The organism is Corallococcus sp. AB032C (assembly GCF_003668935.1).
GTDB classification, from domain to species: Bacteria; Myxococcota; Myxococcia; order Myxococcales; family Myxococcaceae; genus Corallococcus; species Corallococcus exiguus.
The window spans coordinates 155426-177525 of record NZ_RAWP01000003.1 but is presented as its reverse complement, the minus strand read 5'-3'; the positions used below and the strand labels follow the sequence as shown (position 1 = coordinate 177525).

Below are 22100 nucleotides of genomic sequence, written 5' to 3'. Positions count from 1 at the left end.
GTGGGCAGGTTCAAGGTTCCCCGGCTGAGAGGCCCTGCTCGCTAGGCGACGGAAAGGGCCTTCTGGCGGACTCCGGCGTTGAAGTGGGGAGAGCGGCTGGCTACGTCCACATCATCAGGTCACCTCGTCCACGCGTCCCGCACTCCTCGAGCCTCCCCTGAGCCGTCCGCCGAACGAACAGAGCGCGCCGCAGCTGGCCGGAGCCGCGGGGGCCGCGCCGCGCCCCGAGGGATGGCTGGAGTCGTTGCGCGGCGGCAGCGTGATGGGGCGGCTCATCCTGGAGCGGGACTGGTCCGGGACGCCGCTGGGGCCCATCGCGTCATGGCCGCCGACGCTGCGCACCCTGGTGAGCATGTGCCTGACGACGCGCTTCCCCATGTTCATCTACTGGGGACCGGAGCGCGTGCAGCTCTACAACGACGCGGGCATTCCCATCATGGGCGCCAAGCACCCGGACCATGCACTGGGGCCGCTGCGCGACGTCTTCCCGGAGCTGTGGCACCCGCTTGGCCGCATGTTCGACGAGCTGGAGCGCACCCGGCAGGCGAACTGGGCGGAGAGCCAGTCGCTGCCCATCCAGCGGGGTGGCTCCGCCGAGGAGGCCTATTTCACCTGGTCCTACACGCCGGTGCTGGATGACGACGGCAAGGTGGTGGGCTTCTACACGCCGGCCTTGGAGACGACGGGGCAGGTCCTGGGGCAGCGGCGTTTGCGCACGCTGCACCTCCTCACCCAGCGCGCAGGTGGCGCGGGCTCCGTGGAGGAGGCGTGCCGTGCCGGCCTGGAGGCCCTGGCGGAGAACCCCGCCGACCTGCCCTTCACGTGGCTCTACGTCACGGACGCGGACGGGGCGAGGGCCTCGCTCGTGGGCTCCACCGGCATGGGCGCACGGAGCGCGGCGGTGCCCGCGCACCTCGACCTGCGCGCGCAGGAGGACGGAGGGCCCGCGGGAGGGCTCCTGGCTCCGGTGGTGGGCACGCGCCAGGCCTGGCAGGTGGGCGACGTGAATGGGTGGCTTGAAGCACCGCTGCCGTCGGAGGTCGCGGAGTCGCCCAGGCCCGCCCTGGTGCTGCCGCTTCCGCACGCGGAAGGGGACCGCGACCTGGGCTTCCTGGTGGTGGGTCTGAGCCCCTTCCTGAACCCCGCTGGGGAATACCGGGGCTTCCTGGAGCTGGTGGCGGGGGCCCTGGCCACGGCCGCCTCCAGCGCTCGCGCGCGGCAGGAGGCGGTGGAGCGGATGGAGCGGCTCGCGGCGCTGGACCGGGCCAAGACGGCCTTCTTCAGCAACGTGAGCCACGAGTTCCGCACGCCCCTGACGCTGATGCTCGGGCCCGTGGAGGACGCGCTGTCGGATCCGACGGAGCCGCTGGCGCCGCGTCTGGCGGAGCGGCTGTCCCTGGTGCAGCGCAATGCCACCCGGCTGCTCAAGCTGGTCAACACGCTGCTCGACTTCACCCGAGCGGAGGCCGGACGCGTGCGCGCGGCCTTCCAGCCCACGGACCTGTCCGCCTTCACCGCGGAGCTGGTGAGCCAGTTCGAGTCCATCGCGAAGCGAGCCCAGCTCACCCTCACGCTCGACCTGCCGCCGCTGACAGAGCCCGTCTGGGTGGACCGCGAGATGTGGGAGAAGATCGTCTTCAACCTGCTCTCCAACGCGATGAAGTTCACGTTCGAGGGAGGCGTCCACGTCCGGCTGCACATCGAGGACGGCGAGGCGCGGCTGACGGTCCGGGACACCGGCAGCGGCATCCCGGAGGCGGAGCTGCCGCACATCTTCGAGCGCTTCCACCGCGTGGAGAACGCCCGTTCGCGCAGCCACGAGGGCAGCGGCATTGGCCTGAGCCTGGTGCAGGAGCTGACGAAGCTGCACGGCGGCACGGTGGGCGTGACGAGCGTGCTGGGGCAGGGCACGACCTTCTGTGTCGCGGTGCCCCTGGGCAGCGGCCACCTGCCGCGCGAGCAGCTCGTCCCCGAGGGGAGCGGTCCCGCGCACTCCGTCGAGCGGAGCGCGTCCGCCTACGTCGAGGAGATCCGCGGATGGCTGGCGCCGACGGGCCCGGAGGATGGGGCGCGAACGTCGGAAGGAGTGAGGGCCACTCCGCTGCTGCCACCCATGTCCGCGAGGGTGCTGGTGGTGGACGACAACGCGGACCTGCGCACGTACATCACGGGGCTGTTGGACGCGTCGGTGACGGTGGAGACGGCGGAGGACGGCTACGCCGCGCTCCAGGCCATCCGCGCGCGCCCGCCCGACCTGGTGTTGAGCGACGTGATGATGCCGCGCCTGGGCGGCTTCGGCCTGCTGCGCGAGCTGCGCGCGGATCCCCGGCTGCGGGCCATCCCCTTCGTCCTCTTGTCAGCGCGCGCGGGTGAGGAGGCCTCGGTGGAGGGACTGGAGGCGGGCGCGGATGACTATCTGGTGAAGCCCTTCTCCGCGCGCGAGCTGGCGGCGCGGGTGCGCACCCAGTTGGAGATGGCGCGGGTGCGCAGGGAGGTGGCGGAGCTGTCGGCGAGAGAGGCGGTGTTGCAGGATGCGGTCCGCGCGCGGGACGAATTCCTGTCGGTGGTGAGCCACGAATTGAAGACGCCGCTGGCGGGCTTCCGGCTCCAGTTGGATCTCATCGAGCGGGGCCTGGGGCCGGACGCGCACGCCCGGTTGGGCGAGCGGCTCCTGTTCACGCGGCGGCAGGTGCATCGTCTGGCCACGGTGGTGGAGACGCTGCTCGACATGTCTTTGCTGTCGTCGGGTCCGGTGCACCTGAAGGTGGAGGACATGGACCTCGCCGCGTTGGTGAAGGAGGAGGTAGCCCAGGCGCGGGAGGAGCTGTGCCGCGAGGGCTGCGAGGTGACCTTGCGCGTCGCGGGCCCGGTGCGGGGACGGTTCGACCGGGCGCGCCTGGAGCAGGTGGTGCAGGGCCTGCTGTCCAACGCGTTGAAGTACGGCCCAGGCAAGCCGGTGGAGGTGCACCTGGAGCAGGTGGGCCCGTCCGCGCGCCTGATGGTGGTGGACCACGGCATGGGCGTGCGCCCCGAGGACCGGGAGCGCATCTGGCAGCGCTTCGAGCGCGCGGTGTCCGTGCGCAACTTCGGAGGGCTGGGCCTGGGATTGTGGATCGCCCGCCAGGTGGTGGAGGCCCACGGCGGCAGCGTCGGCCTGTCCGAGACGCCAGGGGGCGGCGCCACCTTCACGGTGTCACTGCCCCTGGCGGGACCGCAGGCCTGAACGCGGAGTTACTTCGCTTCGGGAGCGAACGCGTCGACCGGTACGGCGCTGGTGCACGCGACGAGCGTGCCGGGCCCAGCTTCGCCCGTGCATGCCGAGATCCTGAGCAGGGGGTTGTTCGGGTAGCTTCGGTCGCAAACTGCGGAGGTCCCCGCACCATTGGAATTCCAGCAGTACGTCGTGGACCCGGTATTGCCGTTGTAGATGCGCGCCACGGCGGAGTGGCCATCCGCCAGGGTGTCCCGGACCGTGAAGGAGTCGTTGACGGAGTTGTACACCACGGTCACGCCAGTGCCGGTGATGGTCGTCACCGTGCTCTGGGAGACATTGCCCTCCGACCCGGCCTGCGGCTCCTGGGTTTCGCCCTCCTCGGGCATCCCACCACAGCCGAACAGCAACCCACTCACCATCAACGCCAGCGCAGGAATCGAACGGGTCATCGGTTTCCCCTGAGTCTGTGAATGCGGGAGCGCATCCATAGACAAAATGGATAGTCGGCTTCTGGTGCTATGTCAAACTAGTCTCGAATTGCTGCTTTAGGTATATCTTTGCGGCGGCCCTGAAGCAGCAAGGCCCGCACTCTCCGTGGAGGAGAGGCGGGCCTTGGGTGGCAGGCATTGGCTGTCTGACTACGGGGAGTCCGCTACTTGGAATCCACCACCAGCACCATCCACCGGTCGGTGGCGTGGTCGATGCGCAGGTTGGCGGCACCGGCCTCCTGGAGCTGCTGCACGATGCGCTCCAGGAACTGGAGCTGCTCCGCGGACGCGTCCACGAACACGTTGCGTGCGCCCGGGCCCTTCGCCTTCGGCTTCTTCGCCGGCGCCGCACCCGCGTGCAGCTCCGGAGCCGCCGCGGCCTTCAGCAGCGTCCCCGCGTCCTCCGCCGTCACCTCGGCGCGCTCGTCCTGCACGTCCACGTCCTGCTCCTCTTCCTTGGGGGCGGCGACCGGAGCGGCGGGCTGCGAGGACAGCTCCTTCTTCGCCTGTTCGCGCAGCTCGTTGAAGGTGCGCAGGTTGATGGTGGCGCCGAAGCGGTCCTTGTAGCTCTCCAGGGCGTCCTGGCGGCTCAGGTCGGGCTGGTTGCGGAAGAGGTCGAGCAGGAACGCATGACGCTCCTGCGACTGCTCCTGGGAAGTCCTGGGCATGGTGTCGGGCTCCGGCGGTGTGGCCGCTCGTAAAAGGCGGCGCACCTATACCCGAGCCTCCCCCCGGAACGAAAGTCAGGGGGCTCCTACCGCCCGCGCGGGCCCGGACGTGGCGTGCGGCCCCCACCCCGAGCCCCCGACGGACGCGGCTGCACCGGACGGGGCCATGCGTTCGTCGCCAGTCCCTCCCCGGCTTCCGCGTTCTCCGAGGCTCGGCGCAAGCGCGAGGCCTCCGCGGCGGACTCCGGCGGCACCAGCGCCTTCGGCCCCCGTCCAATCAGGTCCTCGCGCCCGGCCAGCTTCAGCGCCTCGCGTGCCAGCGGCCAGTGCTCCGGGTTCCAGTAGAGCAGCAGCGCCTTCTGCAGCCGCTTCTCCCGCAGGCCCTTCGCCGTGTACACGGGCTCCATCTTCAGCGGGTCCAGGCCCGTGTAATACATGGCCGTGGCCACCGACATGGGCGTGGGGATGAAGTCCTGCACCTGGCGGGGCCGCTTGCCCTTCTCCTTCAGCCACTGCGCCAGCATCACCATGTCCTCCAGCGTGGAGCCGGGGTGGCCGCTGATGAAGTAGGCGATGTCGTACTGCTCCTTGCCCGCGTCCTCGCTGGCGCACGCGAACATGTTCTGGAAGCGCTCGAAGCTCTCGATGCCGGGCTTCTTCATCTTCTCCAGCACGCGCGGCGACACGTGCTCCGGCGCCACCGACAGCTGGCCGCCCACGTGGTGCGCCGCCAGCTCCTTCACGTACTCCGGCGAGCGCTCCGCCAGGTCGTACCGCACGCCGCTCGCGATGAAGACGTGCTTGATGCCCGGCTCCTCGCGCACCTGCTTCATCAGCGAGATGAGCGGCCCGTGGTCCGTCTGGAGGTTCTCGCAGACGCCCGGGTGCACGCAGGACAGCTTGCGGCAGCGGCTCTCGATGTCCTCGCTCTTGCACTTGAGCTTGTACATGTTCGCCGTGGGCCCACCCAGGTCGGTGATCGTCCCCCGGAAGTCCCCCATGCGCCGCACCTCGCGCACCTCGCGCAGCACGCTCTGCGCGGAGCGGCTCTGGATGACGCGGCCCTCGTGCTCCGTGATGGAGCAGAAGGTGCAGCCGCCAAAGCACCCGCGCATCAGCACCACCGAGTGCTTCACCGTCTCGTAGGCGGGGATGGGCTCCTTGTACATGGGGTGCGGCACGCGGTTGAGCTTCAGGTCGTACAGCTCGTCCATGGCCACCGTGGCCGTGTCCCCGGGCTTCTGTCCGGCGCCGTCCTCCAGCGGCCGGGCGGGCGGGTTCATGTAGATGGCGCGGTTGCCGTGGCGCTGCGCGATGGCGCGCGCGTTGCCGGGGTTGGTCTCCATCTGGAAGTCCCGGCTCATCACCGCGAAGGCGCGCGTGTCCGCCACCACCTCTTCGTACGAGGGCAGCACCACCACCTTGTCGCGGTCCGCCGCGCGCTTCGCCGGGTCCGCCTCCAGGGCCTTCATCGCCGCGTCGTTGATGAGGTGCGCGGTGCCCCGGATGTCCTTCAGGTCCTCGATGCGCTCACCCCGGTTGAGCCGGTCGGCGATCTCCCAGATGGGCCGCTCACCCATGCCGAACACCAGCAGGTCCGCCTTGGCGTCGAAGAGGATGGAGCGGCGCACCTTCTCGCTCCAGTAGTCGAAGTGCGCGATGCGCCGCAGGCTGGCCTCGATGCCGCCCAGCACGACGGGCACGTCCGGGAAGGCCTCCCGGCAGCGCTGCGCGTAGACGATGGAGGCCCGGTCCGGCCGGCAGTTGGTGCGCCCGCCCGGGCTGTACTGGTCCTCCGAGCGGTTCTTCTTCTGGGCCGTCAGCCGGTTGAGCATCGAGTCCAGGTTGCCCGCCGCCACCCCGAAGAAGAGCCGGGGCGCCCCCAGCGCCTTGAAGGGCTCCGCCGAGTGCCAGTCCGGCTGGGGGATGATGCCCACCTTGAACCCCCGCCCCTCCAGGAAGCGCGCGATGAGCACCGGCCCGAAGGCCGGGTGGTCCACGTAGGCGTCGCCGCTCACGATGATGATGTCGCATTGCTCCCACCCCCGGGCCTGCATGTCGGCGCGGGTGACGGGGAGGAACGGATGGGCGTAGCGCGGGGTGATGGAGGCCATGGGCTTGGGTCCCCTCAACAGCGGGGGAGGGCCCAACCAACCCCATCAGGGCGGGCGCTGTCCACTGCGACGGCCGCCTGCCCTCCTGTGCCCCGAGGGACCGGCAACCCGTCAGGTCGTCCAAACCCAGACACGGAGTGCGCCCTTTCTCGACTCCTCGCAAAGACAGACAGCGGGGTCATTGGGGCTTCAACGGGGTGTCTATGTATACCTGGGCCTGGGTACAAGATTGCCCGTATTGCTAGAAAAATCCGTTTATGGCAGAGAATGGGGCGCGGGTCTGGCTGTCATTGTCTGGCATCAGGCCCGCTCCCCCCATCCCGGCACCGCCCTTCTCATTGGAGAGAGTCATGTCCTTGCGCCGTCCTCTGTCGTTCTTCGCCTCCCTGCTGATGCTGAGTGGCTGTGGTACCGAAAGCCTGGAGGAGGGCGTGGCACCGGGCCAGTCCAAGGCAGCGCTGCACACGGGCATCGACCTGGCGGTGTCCGGGCTGGGCGTGACGTGTGACGACGGCCAGGTGGCGACGGTGACGGGCTTCATCGTCAACGAGGCGCCGACAGGCATCGACCCGTCGGTGGCGGGCATCTACGCGGGGGACCCGGCCGAGGGCGGCACGCTGCTGGCGACGGTGAACGTGCCCTGGCTGGTGGGCAAGGAGCGCTACGCGTTCGAGACGGCGGTGCAGATCCCGGAGGGCGCACAGAAGCTGTTCGTGGTCGCGGACGCGTTCAACTTCTTCCCGGAGGACAGCGAGGAGAACAACACGGCGACGCTGACGCTGGCGGCGGGCGGCGGCTGTCTGGTGAACCAGGCGCCGGTGGCGCTCTGCAAGAACGTGACGGTGTCGGCCAACGCGTCGTGCTCGGCGGCGGCGTCCATCGACAATGGCTCGTATGATCCGGATGGCTTCCCGCAGCCGCTGAGCATCACGGCCAGCCCGGCGGGCCAGTACCCGGTGGGGACGACGCCGGTGACGCTCACGGTGTCGGACGGGATGGACTCGGCCACGTGCAGCGCGACGGTGACGGTGGTGGACGCGACGGCGCCGGTGGCCGGGGCGAGCAAGAATCTGGTGCTGGCCCGCACCCTGGGCGCGGACTACAAGACGGTGACGCTGGCGGACTGCGCGCAGCCGGCGGCGGACGCCTGCGGCGGGACGCTGGACCTGCAGCAGTCGGCCTCCATCATCCGCGTGGAGTCGGACGAGTCCGAGGACGCGCTGTTCAGCCTGGCCCTCTTCAAGTGCAAGGACATCGTGCTGAGCGCGGACCGCAAGTCCGCGCAGCTGCGCGCGGAGTCCAGCCTGCTGGGCAACGGCCGCGTCTACACGATGGTGTACTCGGTGGCGGACGCGTCCGGTAACGCGACCCTCGGCACCTGCAAGGTGAAGGTGCCCAGCCCCCTGGGCATCCTCTCCGTGGGCCTGGGGCCCAACTACTGCCAGGGCGAGGGTTGCCCGGCGGGCACCGGCAACGGGCTGCTCTGCCCGCTGCTGTAGTCCCCGCGGAGGTCCAAGGCGGTGAATGACGGCCCGGGTCCGCGAGTGTGCGCGGCCCGGGCTGTCGTGCGTGAAGGAGAGGGCTTCACCGGTGGTGCAGGCGTGCGAGGGAGCCCGCGCGCGCGTTGACGCAGATCGACGCCTCCCCTAGCTTGGCCGGCTTCCCGGCGCCGCCGCTTCCGAAGTGAGGAAGGGCCTCGCCGCGAGCACCTCGTATGATGCGCAGGACGGACGAGCAGTCGGGTCAGGGGGAGGCGCCGAGGGACGAGCGTGCTCCGGATGACCTCATGCCCGTGCTCCGCGTGGAGTACGACACCGACGTCCAGGAGGGACACGCCGCGCCCGTGCTCCGGGTCCGCGCGTCGTGGCCGCCGCAGGAGTCGGAGGACGCCGAGCCCGCGCCGAAGGTGACGGAGGTGAAGGGCAGGGCGTCCGCGAAGGCGAGGACGCTGACCTTCCGGGAGCTGGACTCCGCGGCGCTGGCGTCCATGCCGGCCTCCCACCGCGTGAACCGCGCGGTGCCGGCGCGTCCCGCCGGACAGGGGAACGCTGCCACTGGCACGGTCGAGGCACCCGCGCCGGACCTCGTCCGCGTGGACGACTCGGCCGACACGCCTCCGCCCGAGGTGGCACCCGCGCCGGACCTCGTCCGCATGGACGACGTCGCCAACGCGCGTCCCCCGGAAGAGGCCCCGGCCCGCGACGTGTCGGCCTCTGGCGACGTCACCCCGGCGGAGCGAGAGGCCATGCAGGCCGCCGTGTCCTCCGGGCGCCGCAGGGAACAGTGGGTCGCCCCCGCCTATCTCCCGGAGGACCTGCGCGACGCGCTGGTGGCCGAGCGCAGCCAGTACCGCGCGCAGCGCATCCAGGAGGCACGCGAGGTGGGCCTGGCCGGGCCCGGCGTGCTGGGGCTGGTGCCCGTTCCCGCCGCGGATCCGGACTGGTCCGGAGGCTCGCTGCTCGGCTTCCTGGGCGAGGAGCTGGTCTTCGCCGGGAACATCGTCCACCTGGACTTCGAGTCCGGCCGCGTCTTCGCCTCCTCCGACTCCGGTGAGGACCTGGACCGCCGCGTCCTCTCCTGTGAGCGGTGGTGCTACCGGCCCTATGACTTCGCGGAGGCCCTGTGCGCGGCGGCGGCCGCCTACGAGGACCGCACCTCCGACCTCACCAACGCCCTGGCGCGCGCGAAGGGGGAACTCCTCCCGTCCACGCCGTCCTCGCGCGACGCGGAGCTCATCCCCGTGGACCGGCTGTGGCGCCAGCCGTGGGGCAGCATCTGGGGCCCTCCCGGCACCGGAAAGACAACCGCCGTCGCGGACCTCATCGCCCGCGCCCTGCGCGCCTACCCCAACGAGCGCATCCTCGCGGTGGCCCCCACCAACCGCGCCGCGGACGAGCTGGTGATGCGCGTCAGCGCCCTGCTGGAGCGCGACCCCATCCCCCTGCGCCCCCTGGCCCGCAGCATCTTCCGCGGCGGCACCGGCGCCAGCGAGTCCCTCCACAAGTTGCCCACCGTGGCGATGGAGGAGAACAAGACGAGCAAGCTGCTCAACACCATCGAGCAGCGCGAGCGCGAGCTCACGCTGGAGCGCTCCCGGGGCGGCCCCGCGCCGGAGCTCGCCCGCATGCAGGCGGAGCTGCGCAGCTTGCGTGGTCGCGTGAAGGACCCCACGCTCAAGGAGGCGGAGAAGGGCGAAAGCCCCCTCATGGTGCTCACCGTGCACCGCGCCCTGCGGCTGGTGTCGGAGCTGGAAGGCGAGGAGACCTTCCAGCGGCTCGTGGTGGACGAGGCCGGCATGGTGACGCGCGCGGCGACGGCGCTGCTGGCCCCGCTGGCCCGGCAGGTGACGCTCGCGGGCGACCCCAAGCAGATTGGCCCCGTGAGCCGCGCGGCGGAAGGGGCGGGGAAGGGCACCCAGACGTGGCTGCGCGCCAGCGCCCTGTCCCACCTGGAGGACGCGGTGAAGGACGCGGAGCGCCCGGACGTGCTGCTCCTGCGCACCCAGCACCGCATGCACCCGGACATCGCGAAGGTGGTGAGCCACTTCTGCTACGGCGGCGCGCTGGAGGACGGCGACATCGTGAAGGACCGGGCCCAGAGGCCCGCGCCCGTGCCCGCCTTCCCGTCCCGCGCGATGTGGCTGGTGCTGGACGGCCTGAGCCGCGACGCCCGCCGCCTCACGCACGGCCGGGGCGAGACGGGCTCCGGTTACCAGCGCGAGCTGTCCGCGGAGCTCGCCGTGACGCTGGCCCGCCAGTCCGTACGCCTGGGCCTCACCGTGCTTTGCGTGACGCCCTACCGCGCGCAAGCGGCGCTCCTGCGCAAGCTGGGCAACGCGGCGGGCCTGCGCCACGACATGTTCAGCGCCTCCACCATCCACCGTCAGCAGGGCACCCAGTACGACGTGGTGATGGTGGACACGGTGGCCGGTGGCCGGCCCTTCCCGCCGCACACGCTGGTGCCCATCCTCAACGTCGCCGCCAGCCGCGCGAAGGAATACCTGCTGGTGCTCGCCTCGCGCGCGGAGGCCCGTGCCTCGCCCGTGCCCGCGCGCTTCCTGTCGCTGCTCCCCCGCGTGCGCGTCCACGCCGGCACGCCGCCGAAGCTGGAGCTGCTCGCCACCCAGCCGCGTCCTCCGCCGCCACCCCCGCCGCCACTGGTGCCCGTGGGCCTGGGCGGAGAAATCGCGGGCGGCAAGGACACCGGACCGCTCTTCACGCAGGAGCAGGTCTCCCTCTTCGAGCGCCGCTTCGACGACGGCCACCACCTGGTGCGCGGCGTGGCCGGCAGCGGCAAGACGTACGTGCTGGCGCACTGGGCCGCGCGCTACCTGCTGGAGAACCCGCGCGCCCGGGTCCTGGTGTCCTTCTACAACCGCTCGCTCACGCCGCTCGTGGACAAGCTGCTCATGGAGGCGCTCACCGTGCGCGCGGGCCCGGAGCAGCTGCGCGCGCTCAGGGCCCAGGTGACGGTGAAGCACGTGGGCGCGCTGCGGCGGCTGGAGCCCCACGCCTTCGACGCCGTCTTCGTGGACGAGGCGCAGGACATGGACGCCAAGGGACTGGCGGCCCTGCACGCGCTGGTGCGCCCCCGCGTGGGCGAGGACGGCCGCGAGTCCCGCTGCTTCCAGCTGTTCATGGACGACTCGCAGAACGTCTACGGCCAGGCGCCCATCGACAGCTTGAAGGATCAGCTCCCCGAAGGGCTGTCCTTCCGCGGCCGCACCCGCGTGCTCAAGGAGACCTTCCGCGCCACGCGCGACATCCTCGACGTGGCCTTCAACGTGGTGCTGGACCCGTTGCGCCAGCACCGAGTCACCGACCCCGGCATGCGCGAGTACATGAAGGCCGGAGAGCTGGCCCGCGAGCGGCTCCTGTGGCTGCCGGAGGAGACGCTGGAAGGCCTCTACCGCGTGCAGTCCACCGAGCGCGGCGGCGTGCTTCCCCAGGTGAAGGACTTCGCCTCCAGCACCAGCGAGGCGCGCTGGGTGGCCAAGGAGATTGCCCGGCTCGTGCACGAGGAGGGCGTCCACCCCGGCGACATCCTGGTCGTGGCGCCGGTGATGCCCGCGTCGTTCACGGACGCGCTGCGCAAGGCGGGCGTGCCCGCGGAGGCCTACGGCGGCAAGGGCGGCCGGGACGTGACGGACTTCCGGGTGAGCGGCGTGGACCACGTGCGCGCCACCACGGTGTTCTCATGCAAGGGCCACGAGTGCCCCGTCGTCTTCTTCGCGGGACTGGAGGCCCTGGACTCCATCGAGGCGTGGATGGCGGGCGCCCGCCAGCGCAACGAGCGCGAGAACGAACGCATCCGCCGCGCGATGTTCTACGTGGGGGCCACCCGCGCGATGAAGCGCCAGTACCTCACCGGCGTGCGTGGGGGCCGCTTCCTCCGGGTGGCCGCGTCCTACGTGGAGACGCTGTCCGGCCACCGCCCGGCGCCCTGAAACACAGGGCGCGGGACTTGTTACATCCGCCAGCCGCCGGTGACGCCCGCGCTCTTGCCGAACGCCGGCTGCGCGTACACCTCACGGAAGCGCGCACGCAGCAGGTCGAACGTCTGCTGAAGGTCCGGCGCCGCGGTGCGCGCGTCCGGCAGCTGTCCGCCCATCCGAGCGAAGCAGCGGCTCATGGCGCCATCCAGCCACTGCGTCACGGACGCGGTGTCCTGGTCCTGAAGCCGCTCGAACACGGACAGGGCGCGCTCCAACGTCTCGCCGACCAGCTCCGTGGAGTCGACCGCGCTCCCAGCGCAAAGCCTCGCGGCCCGAACCTCCAGGGCCGGACGATGCTTGCGAACAAACTCCCCGAAGGCATGCAGATTCACGGTGACCATTCTTAACCCTTCGCCCCCACGCTGTCAGAACGCCGACCGCGAAAATCCTTGGCTTCCGGACACCGTGAATCGTGTCGGTGGAAAAGGGTGGTGGGATGAATCATGTATCACTCTCCGTCCTGGCAGGCGAGGGACCGGGAGCATTTCCCCCAGGTCGTGGGTCGTGCGGGCCACCCGGTGGGATGGGGCAGACCCAGGGGCCCGGCGTTGTTTGTTCCGGCGCGTTTCAAGGAAAGCGAGAGACATGCGTCGCACGGTGGAGCTGACGGACATGGCAGGGAATGACGAGGGTCCTCGCGTCCTCTTATTGCCCGGGCTGGGCGCGCGTGGATCAGGCTTCCGTGAACTCGCCCTGCGGCTGACGGACGTGGCGCGTCCCGTCATGGTCGAGTACCCGGAAGGCGAGCATGCCGCGTGCGGCGCGAGGGCCCTGGCGGAGCAGGTGCTGCGCGTCACGGGCAAGGTGGACGCGGTGGTGGCCAGCTCCTTTGGCGGCATGGTGGCGGCGCACCTGGCCGCGGGCGGCGCGACGCGTGGGGTTGCCTTCCTGGGGGCGTTCACGCGCACCTCGCACGTGGGACCTCGCGGAAGGCTCATCTCGATGATGGGACCCATCGCGGTGCTGGGACGTCCCGGGCGCGTCGCGGCGTCGCTGGCGGCGTGGCGCCCGGTGGCCTCTCATCAGGTGGCGGACGTGGTGCCCACCACGCTGCTGGAGCAGCTGACGACGCTGCGGCGCGCGTTCTCCATCCACACGGAGCCGCCGCCGCCGGACCTGCGCCCGCTGAACGTGTCGTGTCTGTGCATCCAGGGGGACCGCGACGTGCTGGTGCCGCCGTCTTCGTTGGAGCGGCTGGCCGCGTCGCTGCCGGAGGGCACGCCCCGGCACCTGCTGCGCGGCGCGGGACACGTTCCCTATTTCTCACATCCGGAGGAGTGCGCGCGGCTGCTCATGCCATGGCTCCAGGCGCTCGCGCCCGCGGGGCTCGCGGTGCTGACGGCCCGGGGGCTCGGGGCGGACGCAGGCTCCGTGGCCTGACGCCGCGCGCGGCCTTGACAACCCGCGCGCGGTTCGACGGATCCACCCGCCTGGCGGGGGGGTGTACGGATGCGGTCGCGGGAAGTAGTTTCGCCTCCGCCGATGTCGACCCGTCCTCTTCGCGCGCTCCTCTTCCTGGCGTTCCTGTCCACGGCGGCGCAGGCCTCCGCGGAATCCGCCTCCGGGCTGACCGCCTCGCCCGTGCTGCCCACCGCTCCGGCCCAGGCCGCCGCTCCGGCGCCCGCGCCCCGCCGCACCGTGTTGCTGTTGGGTGACAGCCTCATCGCCACGGGCTTCGGGGAGTATCTCCAGAACCAGCTCGCCGCGCACCCTCGCATCCGCTGCGAGCGCCGCGCGAAGTCGTCCACGGGACTGGCGCGCCCGGACTTCTTCGACTGGCTGGAGGTCGGCCAGCAGGAGGTGCAGCAGCACCAGCCGGACGTCGTGGTGGTCATCCTGGGCGGCAACGACGGGCAGGCCCTGCACACGCGGCAGGGGCGCGCCACCGTGGCCTGGGGCAAGCCGGACTGGCAGGGCGAATACCGCCAGCGGCTGACGGACTTCGTCACGGCCATCTCCGCGCCGAACCGCAAGATTGTGTGGCTGGAGCTGCCCGCCACGAGCCGCCAGCGCTTCGAGCAGAAGCTCACGGTGATCCGCGACCTGCAGCGGGAGGTCATCGCCGCGCGCGGGGACGCCGTGCACCTGGACACGCGGCCCTACTTCACCGACGCGCGCGGCAAGGCGCTGAAGCAGGCCCGCGTGGATGGCTTCCGCAAGCCCATGCGCCTGCGCATGACGGACGGCGTGCACTTCACCGTGGCCGGCGGGCGCTACTTCGCGAACAAGGTGTACCCGGAGGTGCTGGGCGTGCTGGGCCTGGAGCACCTGGAGCCCGAAGAGAAGCACACCACGCGCCCCGCTGGCGCTTCGGCGAAGCCCGCGATGCAGGCCCTGGCGGCCCCGGCGGCATCCACGGCGCCGTAGCGGCCTCCCCGCTTCAGGAGTGGCGCGGCCAGGAACTCTCGCTGCCCGCGTCGGGACGGAGCCTGCGCACGGCGCGCAGGAGCAACTCCTCGTCGCGCGGGTTGGCCAGGAAGCCGCGGGCCTCCAGCTTCCGCGCCCGCTCGAAGCCCTCGTCGTCCGACGTTCCATGGACGATGAGCGAGCCCTCGATGTGGACCTCTCCCGCGAGCAGCCCCTCCATGGCCTGGAGGGGAGCGAGCACCACGTCGTTGTCGCGCGTGTGCAGCACGTCCAGCGGCGTGGCGACGCGCGACGGGATGCCGTTGCGCGCCAGCGTGCGGGAGATGAGCACCGCGGTGACGGGCGGCCAGCCGTAGAGCATCAGCGGCGGGCTGGGCACGACGGGACGGGGCGGCTCCTGCGCGGCCCCCGACGTCTCCCGGATGCCATAGAGGGCACTGAGCGCGCGGGACAGGGCGCTGTCGGAGGCCAGGTGCGGCTCCACGCGCGCCTTCCCGGACACGGCCCGCACGTCATCCACCGCGTCCAGCGACAGCGGCGCGGGCACGGCCAGGTGCAGGACCTCCTTGTCCTCGCGCGTCTCCAGCCGCAGCGGCACGACGCCGTACTGCCGGGCGATGCGTGAGGGCACCAGGGTGGTCAGCGAACGGTCGAGCGGATGCCGGTCCAGGTCCACCGCCTCCACGTCGAACTGGATGGCCAGCCCGCGCAGGACGTCCGCCTCCGTGCACACGCCCTCGCTCACCAGGGCGCGGCCCAGGGGGACATGGACCTCGTGGTGGTGCACCAGCCCCAACCGGAGCTGGCCTTTGTCGACCACTCCCAGCTCCAGGAGGATCTCCCCCAACGGGCGTCTGGATCCGATTTCCATGCCCACTCAACGTGGCAACCGCCCCCGCACGCGACGACGGTCGGACGGGGGCTCGTCCGCCCGCCCGCTCTCAAGTCGCGTGAAGAGGGAAGAGCGCCTCGTAGGTCTCCGGCTTGAAGCCCACCGTGACGGACTCCTTCGTGACGAGCACGGGCCGCTTCACCAGCTTCCCGTCCTTCGCCAGCCACTCCACCAGCTCCGCGTCGGAGGCCGCGTCCACCTTCTCCTTGCCGAGCGCGCGGTAGCTCTGGCCGCTGGTGTTGAGCCACTTGCGCACGGACACGCCGCTCTTGGGGATCCACTGGCGCAGCTCCGCCACGGTGGGCGGCGCTTCCACGATGGCGCGCGTGCGGTGGGGGACGCCCCGCGCCTCCAGCCACTTCAGCGCCTTCCTGCAGGTGTCACAGCCGGCGTACGCCAGCACGAGGATGTCGTCGGACATGCGCGGGCTTCTACCAGACCGCCCCCGCGAACAGGCAGCACTGGGCTCGCCTCCCCGCTCGGAGGGCAGGCGGGCCGCCATGCTTCAGGACCTGCCCCATGGGGCCAGGAAGCGCATCCTTTCCGAAGCCATCCCATTCCCAGGAAGGAGACACATGCAGGGCACTCGCGCCGAACCCATTCCCACCCTGGAAGAGCCGCTGGAGGTGCCAGCGAAGCGCCGGCGGGGTTGGTGGATTCCAGGGGTGTTGGTGCTCGCGGCGCTCCTGGCGTTCATCCTCTCGCGCCACAACGAGGAGAGGCAGTTCCTGGAGCTCTTGCGGCAGGCCCGGCCCGCGTGGCTGCTGGTGGCCGTCGCGTGCCAGGTGGGCACGTACCTGTGCGTGGCGGGCATCTGGTGGATGGTCCTGCACCGGGCGCGCATCAAGACCTCGCTCTGGTCGCTGGCGCGGCTGTCGCTGATGAAGCTCGCGTTCGACCAGGTGATTCCCACCGGCGGCGTGGGCGGGTCGCTGCTCGTGGGCCGCGGGCTGCGCCGTGAAGGCGCGAACCCCGGCATCGCCGCGGGCGCGGTGCTGCTCACGGTGCTGTGCTTCTACATCGCGCAGGCGTTGGGCGTGGGCGTGAGCCTCTACTTCCTCTGGCGCAAATCCGAGCTGAACAATTGGATCCAATGGCTCGTCACCGGCTTCGGCGTGGTGGCGTTGATCATCCCGCTGGGCATCCTCTGGGCCACGCGGCACCGCGAGTGGAAGCCGGGCCGCTTCGCCCGGCGCATCCCGTCCCTGGGCACCCTGCTCAAGGCCATCGCGGAGGTGCCGCCCGGCATGCTGCTCAACCCCGGCCTGCTCGCGCGCGGCGTCCTCCTGCAACTGGGCGTCTACGTGCTGGACGCGGCCTCGCTGGGCGCCATGCTCCAGGCCCTGGGGCAGGAGGTCCCCCTGAGCACCGTGTTCGTCAGCTTCATGGTGGCCTCCATGGCGGAGACGGTGTCCATCATCCCCGGCGGCGTGGGCACCTACGAGGCCGCGTCCGTGGGCATGCTCAACCTCTTCGGCGTCCCGGTGGAGGCGGCGCTCGCGGGCACCCTGCTCCTGCGCGGCTTCACGCTCTGGCTGCCCCTGCTTCCCGGCCTCTACCTGCTGCGCCACACCTTCAGCCGCCGCCCCGTGCCCGGAGGGCAGGCTGGCTGACTTCTCCGGAAGTCACGGAAGGCCTCACGCCCTCGCCCCCGCTTCCCGTGGCTGCCCGTCTTGCGCGATGGTTCGCTTTAGCGTGGACGCCACCGGAAGCGAGAGCGATGCACTCATGAACCTGGGCCCGGCGCTGTTCCTCCACTCCGGCGTGAAGGTGCGGCCGTGTGAGTGGGGCATGGGCGTCTTCACGGACACCTTCATCGCCGCGGGAGAGCTCATCGAGGAGTGCCACTACCTCAAGGTCCCGCAGCGGCAGTTCCGGGGTGAACCGCTCGACGACTATGTTTTCGAGATTCGCTGGCACCGCAACGAAGTGCCCCGCGAGGGTGACTGGGTCGCGCTCGTGATGGGCTACGGGATGATCTACAATCACGCGAGCGAACCCAACGCGTCCTATAGCCGAGCGGAGGAACGCGATGTGTTCCGTTATCACGCACTGCGGGACATCCACCCGGGTGAGCAGATCTGCATCAGCTACGGGGAGAACTGGTGGAAGGCGCGAGGTGAGGAAGTTCCTCCCTGAGTCGTGCACGCACCGTGTGCGCACCTGACAGGTGCGTTCGCACTTCCTGCTCCGTGAGGGTGCCTTCTTCCTCGGGGAAGCTTGGAAACGCTCGGAAATGAATTCCCCCGTATCCGCGTGGGGGGCAACCAGTACAATGCGGGCTGCCTGTGCGCCGGTGCTTCAGGCCGCGCGGATGCGAGGAATGCCAGACATCATGCCATTGCGTCGTTTCTACCTGTCCTCCGCTCTCGTGCTGTCCGCCTCCGCCTGCACCGGCAACATCGGTGGGCAGGACGCGGAGCCTGAAAGCGCGGCGGCGCCCGCTCGGGTGCGCCGGCTGACGCGCGACGAGTACAACAAGTCCGCCACCGCGGTGCTGGGCACCGAGGTCGACATCGCCCAGGGCTTCGCGGCCGAGGACACCATCCTCGGCTTCTCCACCCACGAGCGGCTCCAGGTGACGTCGCTCCTGGCGGATCAGCTCGACACCGCCGCGGTGACGCTGGCGGAGCAGGGCAAGTCACAACTCAGTGACCTCTACGCGTGCCCCAAGGGCAAGACGCAGGACGAGTGCGCGCGCGCCTTCATCCAGCGCGTGGGTGAGCGCGCCTTCCGCCGGCCGGTGACGGCGGACGAGGAGACGGACCTCCTGGCCCTCTTCAACGAGGGCAAGAAGGGCGGCACCATGGCGACGGGCGCGGAGCTGGTGCTCCAGGCGCTCTTCTCCTCGTCGTCGTTCCTGTACCGCACGGAGCTGGGGCCGGAGACCGCCCGCAAGGGCCAGGTGGTGGAGCTGACCGCCTACGAGGTCGCCTCCGAGCTGTCCTTCATGGTGACCGGTGGACCGCCGGACGCCACGCTGCTCGCCTCCGCCAAGGCCGGCACGCTGTCCTCGGCGGACGAGCGCGAGACCCAGGCGCGCCGCCTGCTCAAGACGGAGGCCGCGCAGGTGAAGCTGCGCCAGTTCTTCGTGGAGTGGCTGGGGCTGGGCGGCCTGGGCAAGGTCAACAAGAACAACAACGTGTACCCGGACTACAGCGTGGACTTCCGCGACTCCATGGTCCGCGAGCGCGACGCGTTCATCGACTTCATCGTGAAGGAGCACTCGGGCTCCGTGGCGGAGCTCCTGGGCGCCAACTACTCGTTCGTGGACGAGACGCTGGCGAACTTCTACGGCGAGCTGGAGCGCACCAACGTGGATGACGACACGGGCCTGGGCCGCGTGACGCTGCCGCCGGAGCGCCTGGGCATCCTCACGCAGGCGGGCGTGATGTCCACGTACGCCCACTTCGACTCGTCCTCGCCCATCAAGCGCGGCAAGTTCGTGCTCACGCGCCTGTTGTGCCGCACGGTGCCCGCGCCGCCGGCCAACGTGTCCACCATTCCCCCGGCCCTGTCGGAGGACGCCACCACCCGCGAGCGCTTCGCGGCGCACACCAACAACCCCGCGTGCGCCAGCTGCCACAAGACCATCGACCCCATGGGCTTCGGCATGGAGGACTTCGACGGCCTGGGCCAGCACCGCACGGAGGAGAACGGCAAGCGGGTGGACGCCAGCGGCGCCGTGATTGCCAGGGACGGCACCACCAACCTGGGCGACTTCACCGGTGGCGCGCAGCTGGCGCGCTACCTGACGACGAGCGAGGAGCTGGCCAACTGCGTGCCGCTGCAGTTCGTGCGCTACGCCATGGGGCGCGACGAGCACGCCTCGGACACGGAGCTGCTTGCCGCCATGCGCACGGGCCCCTACCGCACGGACCGCCTGAAAATCACCGAAGTGCTGGTCAGCCTGGTGCGTTCGTCTTCCTTCACCCAGCGGCGTCTGCCCACCCGTTGAGCTTTGACTTCCATGCCCCGCGACTTCTCCCGACGCAGCATCCTGAAGCTCCTGTCCGGCACGGCCATGGCGGCGCCCTTCGCGCACCTGCTCACCAGCTCCGTGGCCGAAGCGGCGGACGCCGCCCCCCTGCGCTTCATCGCCCTGTTCACCCCTCACGGCCTGCTGCCGGAGTACTGGGTGCCCAAGGGCAATGACACCAGCTTCAACATCGACTTCGAGAACTCCGTCCTCCAGCCGCTCCAGCGCCACCGGGACAAGCTCCTGGTGCTGGACGGCCTGGACTACCGCGTCCTCTACGAGCACGGCCGCACCGGCCACGAGGGCGGCCCCGTCACCTTCCTCACCGGCAGCCAGGTGGAGGTGTCCAGCGGTGACGAGCTGCCCAACAACGCGTCCCTGGACCAGGTGATTGGCAACGCGGTGGGCGGCTCCACGCAGTTCCGCTCCCTGCAACTGCACGCCTTCGAGCAGTTCGGCGCCCAGCACGTCTACAACAGCATCTCCTTCACGGAGAACGGCTCGCGCGTGCCGTTCGAGCTGAACCCCGCCAACGTCTACAAGCGGCTCTTCGCCAGCATGGGCGGCTCCGAGGCGGAGGCTCAGGCCTTGCTGACCCGGCGCAAGAGCCTGCTGGACTACCTCATCAAGGACGCCACCCGGCTGAAGTCGCGGCTGGCGGCCGCGGAGGGCACCAAGCTGGACACGCACCTGGCGGCGCTGCGCGACATCGAGCGGCGGCTCACCAGCTCCGGCGCGCTCAGCTGCTCGAAGCCGGCGGCGCCTTCCGGCGCGGTGAACGACCTGGGCGAAATCAACAACATGCCCGCCCTCACCGAGCTGCACATGGACCTCATCGCCCGTGCGTTCGCGTGTGATTTGACGCGCGTGGTGACCATGACCATCCCCGGGCCGTCCATGCCGTGGATTGGCATCGACGAGGACATCCACAACGACATCGCCCACCGCACGGACACCCAGTCCGAGCCGGCGCGCACCGAAATCCGCCTGCGCATGGTGGCGGTGCAGCGGTGGTACGCCGAACAGGTGGCGCGGCTGATGGACACGCTCAAGTCCATCCCGGAGGGCAGCGGCACGGTGCTCGACAACACCGTCATCCTGTGGGGGAACGAGCTGGGCGACGCGGCTGGCCACATGAACGTGTCCATCCCCACGGTGCTGGCGGGCGGCGCGGGCGGGAAGTTCCGCATGGGCCGCATGCTGTCCCTGCGCCCCGGGAAGGACCCGCTGGGCGACTGGAAGGGCCCGGGCAAGCCGCTCCTGGGCGCGGTGGAGCACAACAAGCTGCTCACCACCATTGCCCAGGCCTTTGGCGTGAACGTGGACCGCTTCGGCCACGAGGACTACGTGGGCACGCTCAACCTCACCTGAAGCCTCCGGGCGGCCTGAAGGGCCCCGGAAAAGACAACGGGAGCGGACCCCTGGGGCCCGCTCCCGTTTTCATTTCAGGGACGGACGGTGGGGATTACCCGCCGAGCGCGCCGTTGATGAGGGGCGCGAGGATGCTCATGCCCGCGTCCTCGTTGTTGTAGTTGTTGGCCGGCTCGTAGATGCGGACGCGCTGGTTGCTGTTGATGAAGCGCGACAGGAAGACGTCCATGGGGACCATCTCGCCGTGGCAGGCCCAGGACTGCCAGGGGCTGGAGACGTACTCGTACCAGTACTTCTTCTCCATGCGCTGGCAGGCGTGCGCGCCCACGAAGGTGATGATGGTGCTGCAGTGGCTGGCGTTGATGGCGCGGTGGTGCGGGATGAAATAGCTGAAGTTGTTGTACTTGTTCAGCTCGTTCACGAACGCGTCCTGGTCCGTCTTCCAGTACGCGTGGACGGACGCCTCGTCGTTGGGCGTCTTGAAGCGCTCATACGAATAGCGCGAGTAGTTGTAGTCCATCGTGTAGCCCGTGTACGCGAGCTGATCGTTCGGGAACTCGGTGGCGACCATCTTGTTGATGGAGCCCATGTCGTTGATGCTGAAGCTGGCCGGCAGCTGGCTGAACACCGAGTCCAGGTTCCACGACGAGCGGATCTTGTCGTGCAGCGGGCGCGACAGGGAGTTCGCGTTCGGCGCCATGAAGATGGGGCCGGAGTCGTTGATCATGTACCCCTTGGCCGGGTTGATGGCCTTGCGGATGAAGTAGTAGCCAGCGGAGGTGGACGTGCCACCCGCGCTGTAGCCCGTCACCAGCAGCTTCTGCACGTTGGGGAAGTTCTGCTTGGCGTAGTTCGCCGCCGCCAGCGTGTTGGTGTAGCCGGAGTGCGACCAGGTCAGCGGCGCCTGTCCGCCCGTCGTGTCCGTGTAGACCTTGGTGTTGTTGCCGATGTGCACGTCGCCCGTGCAGTACGGCATGTAGACGATGTTCCAGTCCTTCGTGGCGATGTCCTTGCGGTCACGGAAGGGCAGGCCCGGGTCCGCCCCGTTGACGATGGGGGACACGTACTTGGCCGTGAACTGCGTCATGTAGTCGTCGGAGATGCCGTTGGGGTTCGCCGCGCCCAGGATGCCCGTACGGCCGCTACAGGAATCGTAGTCCCAGCACGCGCCGCCACCCTCCATCATGAACAGCAGGTTGGGCGAGTTCGTCTTGTGCACGAAGAACTTGTACTGCGAACCGTTGCCACACTTGGTGCCGGGCAGCGTCACCTTCTGCCAGGCGTAGTTGTTGCCGCCGTCCACCAGCACGTCGACGATGCCTTCGACCAGCACTTCGGCATGCGCGGCGCCCACGGGGGCGGAGAGGGCCAGAAGGCTCATCCAGAGAAAACTTCTCATGCGGCTTCCTCCAAAGGGGGAGTGAGTTGAGTGGGGTTGCGGCCGGGGATGATACGTTTTTGTTTATCAGCCGTAAGCAGGGAAACTTCGCTTGCAGTGAAAATTGTGAATTTC

Annotated in this window: 16 protein-coding genes; 9 read left to right on the top strand and 7 right to left on the bottom strand. The window is 70.0% G+C overall.

Annotated elements, in window-relative coordinates:
• The first annotated feature begins 244 nt into the window (after positions 1–244).
• A complete protein-coding gene (locus D7X99_RS02470) occupies positions 245–3223 on the top strand; it encodes an ATP-binding protein (RefSeq protein WP_171805207.1) in 2979 nt (992 codons plus the stop codon).
• A gap of 8 nt (positions 3224–3231) precedes the next feature.
• On the opposite strand, the gene D7X99_RS02465 is transcribed toward D7X99_RS02470, so the two are convergent.
• The 3 genes from D7X99_RS02465 to D7X99_RS02455 form a co-directional block, all read right to left on the bottom strand.
• A complete protein-coding gene (locus tag D7X99_RS02465; protein WP_147476006.1) occupies positions 3232–3663 on the bottom strand; it encodes a hypothetical protein in 432 nt (143 codons plus the stop codon).
• A gap of 203 nt (positions 3664–3866) precedes the next feature.
• Entirely contained in the window at positions 3867–4370 is a 504-nt protein-coding gene (locus tag D7X99_RS02460; RefSeq protein WP_121776290.1) for a hypothetical protein, read from the bottom strand.
• 86 nt (positions 4371–4456) lie between these two features.
• The gene (locus tag D7X99_RS02455; RefSeq protein ID WP_121776289.1) at positions 4457–6484 is read right to left on the bottom strand and encodes a YgiQ family radical SAM protein; all 2028 of its coding nucleotides are present in this window, start codon (positions 6482–6484) and stop codon (positions 4457–4459) included.
• A 350-nt stretch (positions 6485–6834) separates the two neighbouring features.
• Between D7X99_RS02455 and D7X99_RS02450 the strand changes: the two genes are divergently transcribed.
• Together D7X99_RS02450 and D7X99_RS02445 are read left to right on the top strand one after the other, a co-directional pair.
• On the top strand, positions 6835–7983 hold the full coding sequence (locus tag D7X99_RS02450) for a hypothetical protein (RefSeq protein ID WP_121776288.1): 1149 nt from the start codon (positions 6835–6837) through the stop codon (positions 7981–7983).
• A 215-nt stretch (positions 7984–8198) separates the two neighbouring features.
• A complete protein-coding gene (locus D7X99_RS02445) occupies positions 8199–11930 on the top strand; it encodes an AAA family ATPase (RefSeq protein ID WP_121776287.1) in 3732 nt (1243 codons plus the stop codon).
• A 20-nt stretch (positions 11931–11950) separates the two neighbouring features.
• Here the strand turns inward: D7X99_RS02445 and D7X99_RS02440 are convergent, their stop codons facing one another.
• Positions 11951–12319, bottom strand: coding sequence for a hypothetical protein (locus D7X99_RS02440; protein ID WP_121776286.1), 369 nt, complete (start codon positions 12317–12319; stop codon positions 11951–11953).
• A 244-nt stretch (positions 12320–12563) separates the two neighbouring features.
• Here D7X99_RS02440 and D7X99_RS02435 point away from each other — a divergent pair, with 244 nt between their 5' ends.
• A complete protein-coding gene (locus D7X99_RS02435) occupies positions 12564–13358 on the top strand; it encodes an alpha/beta fold hydrolase (protein WP_121776285.1) in 795 nt (264 codons plus the stop codon).
• Positions 13359–13460: 102 nt separating this feature from the next.
• Positions 13461–14345, top strand: coding sequence for a DUF459 domain-containing protein (locus D7X99_RS02430; RefSeq protein WP_158626902.1), 885 nt, complete (start codon positions 13461–13463; stop codon positions 14343–14345).
• A gap of 13 nt (positions 14346–14358) precedes the next feature.
• Here D7X99_RS02430 and D7X99_RS02425 read toward each other — a convergent pair whose 3' ends face one another.
• Together D7X99_RS02425 and D7X99_RS02420 are read right to left on the bottom strand one after the other, a co-directional pair.
• On the bottom strand, positions 14359–15216 hold the full coding sequence (locus tag D7X99_RS02425) for a general secretion pathway protein GspE (protein ID WP_121776284.1): 858 nt from the start codon (positions 15214–15216) through the stop codon (positions 14359–14361).
• Between the two features lie 70 nt (positions 15217–15286).
• Positions 15287–15658 (bottom strand): Spx/MgsR family RNA polymerase-binding regulatory protein, encoded by a 372-nt coding sequence (locus D7X99_RS02420; RefSeq protein WP_121776283.1) that lies wholly within the window; start codon positions 15656–15658, stop codon positions 15287–15289.
• Positions 15659–15812: 154 nt separating this feature from the next.
• On the opposite strand from D7X99_RS02420, the gene D7X99_RS02415 reads away from it, so the two are divergent.
• From D7X99_RS02415 to D7X99_RS02400, 4 genes are all read left to right on the top strand, one after another.
• Positions 15813–16850, top strand: coding sequence for a lysylphosphatidylglycerol synthase transmembrane domain-containing protein (locus tag D7X99_RS02415; protein WP_121776282.1), 1038 nt, complete (start codon positions 15813–15815; stop codon positions 16848–16850).
• Between the two features lie 115 nt (positions 16851–16965).
• A complete protein-coding gene (locus D7X99_RS02410; RefSeq protein WP_121776281.1) occupies positions 16966–17376 on the top strand; it encodes an SET domain-containing protein-lysine N-methyltransferase in 411 nt (136 codons plus the stop codon).
• 196 nt (positions 17377–17572) lie between these two features.
• Positions 17573–19195: a DUF1592 domain-containing protein gene (locus D7X99_RS02405; protein WP_233613047.1), complete on the top strand. Its 1623-nt coding sequence runs from the start codon at positions 17573–17575 to the stop codon at positions 19193–19195.
• Positions 19196–19207: 12 nt separating this feature from the next.
• On the top strand, positions 19208–20587 hold the full coding sequence (locus D7X99_RS02400; protein WP_121776279.1) for a DUF1552 domain-containing protein: 1380 nt from the start codon (positions 19208–19210) through the stop codon (positions 20585–20587).
• Positions 20588–20681: 94 nt separating this feature from the next.
• On the opposite strand, the gene D7X99_RS02395 is transcribed toward D7X99_RS02400, so the two are convergent.
• Positions 20682–21986, bottom strand: a complete 1305-nt coding sequence (locus D7X99_RS02395) for a pectin acetylesterase-family hydrolase (protein ID WP_121776278.1) — start codon at positions 21984–21986, stop codon at positions 20682–20684.
• Positions 21987–22100: the final 114 nt, after the last annotated feature.

Coding starts and splice junctions, on each gene's coding strand:
- D7X99_RS02465 (WP_147476006.1), bottom strand. CDS start 3,663: ATGACCCGTTCGATTCCTGCGCTGGCGTTGATGGTGAGTGGGTTGCTG.
- D7X99_RS02460 (WP_121776290.1), bottom strand. CDS start 4,370: ATGCCCAGGACTTCCCAGGAGCAGTCGCAGGAGCGTCATGCGTTCCTG.
- D7X99_RS02455 (WP_121776289.1), bottom strand. CDS start 6,484: ATGGCCTCCATCACCCCGCGCTACGCCCATCCGTTCCTCCCCGTCACC.
- D7X99_RS02450 (WP_121776288.1), top strand. CDS start 6,835: ATGTCCTTGCGCCGTCCTCTGTCGTTCTTCGCCTCCCTGCTGATGCTG.
- D7X99_RS02445 (WP_121776287.1), top strand. CDS start 8,199: ATGATGCGCAGGACGGACGAGCAGTCGGGTCAGGGGGAGGCGCCGAGG.
- D7X99_RS02440 (WP_121776286.1), bottom strand. CDS start 12,319: ATGGTCACCGTGAATCTGCATGCCTTCGGGGAGTTTGTTCGCAAGCAT.
- D7X99_RS02435 (WP_121776285.1), top strand. CDS start 12,564: ATGCGTCGCACGGTGGAGCTGACGGACATGGCAGGGAATGACGAGGGT.
- D7X99_RS02430 (WP_158626902.1), top strand. CDS start 13,461: ATGTCGACCCGTCCTCTTCGCGCGCTCCTCTTCCTGGCGTTCCTGTCC.
- D7X99_RS02425 (WP_121776284.1), bottom strand. CDS start 15,216: ATGGAAATCGGATCCAGACGCCCGTTGGGGGAGATCCTCCTGGAGCTG.
- D7X99_RS02420 (WP_121776283.1), bottom strand. CDS start 15,658: ATGTCCGACGACATCCTCGTGCTGGCGTACGCCGGCTGTGACACCTGC.
- D7X99_RS02415 (WP_121776282.1), top strand. CDS start 15,813: ATGCAGGGCACTCGCGCCGAACCCATTCCCACCCTGGAAGAGCCGCTG.
- D7X99_RS02410 (WP_121776281.1), top strand. CDS start 16,966: ATGAACCTGGGCCCGGCGCTGTTCCTCCACTCCGGCGTGAAGGTGCGG.
- D7X99_RS02405 (WP_233613047.1), top strand. CDS start 17,573: ATGCCATTGCGTCGTTTCTACCTGTCCTCCGCTCTCGTGCTGTCCGCC.
- D7X99_RS02400 (WP_121776279.1), top strand. CDS start 19,208: ATGCCCCGCGACTTCTCCCGACGCAGCATCCTGAAGCTCCTGTCCGGC.
- D7X99_RS02395 (WP_121776278.1), bottom strand. CDS start 21,986: ATGAGAAGTTTTCTCTGGATGAGCCTTCTGGCCCTCTCCGCCCCCGTG.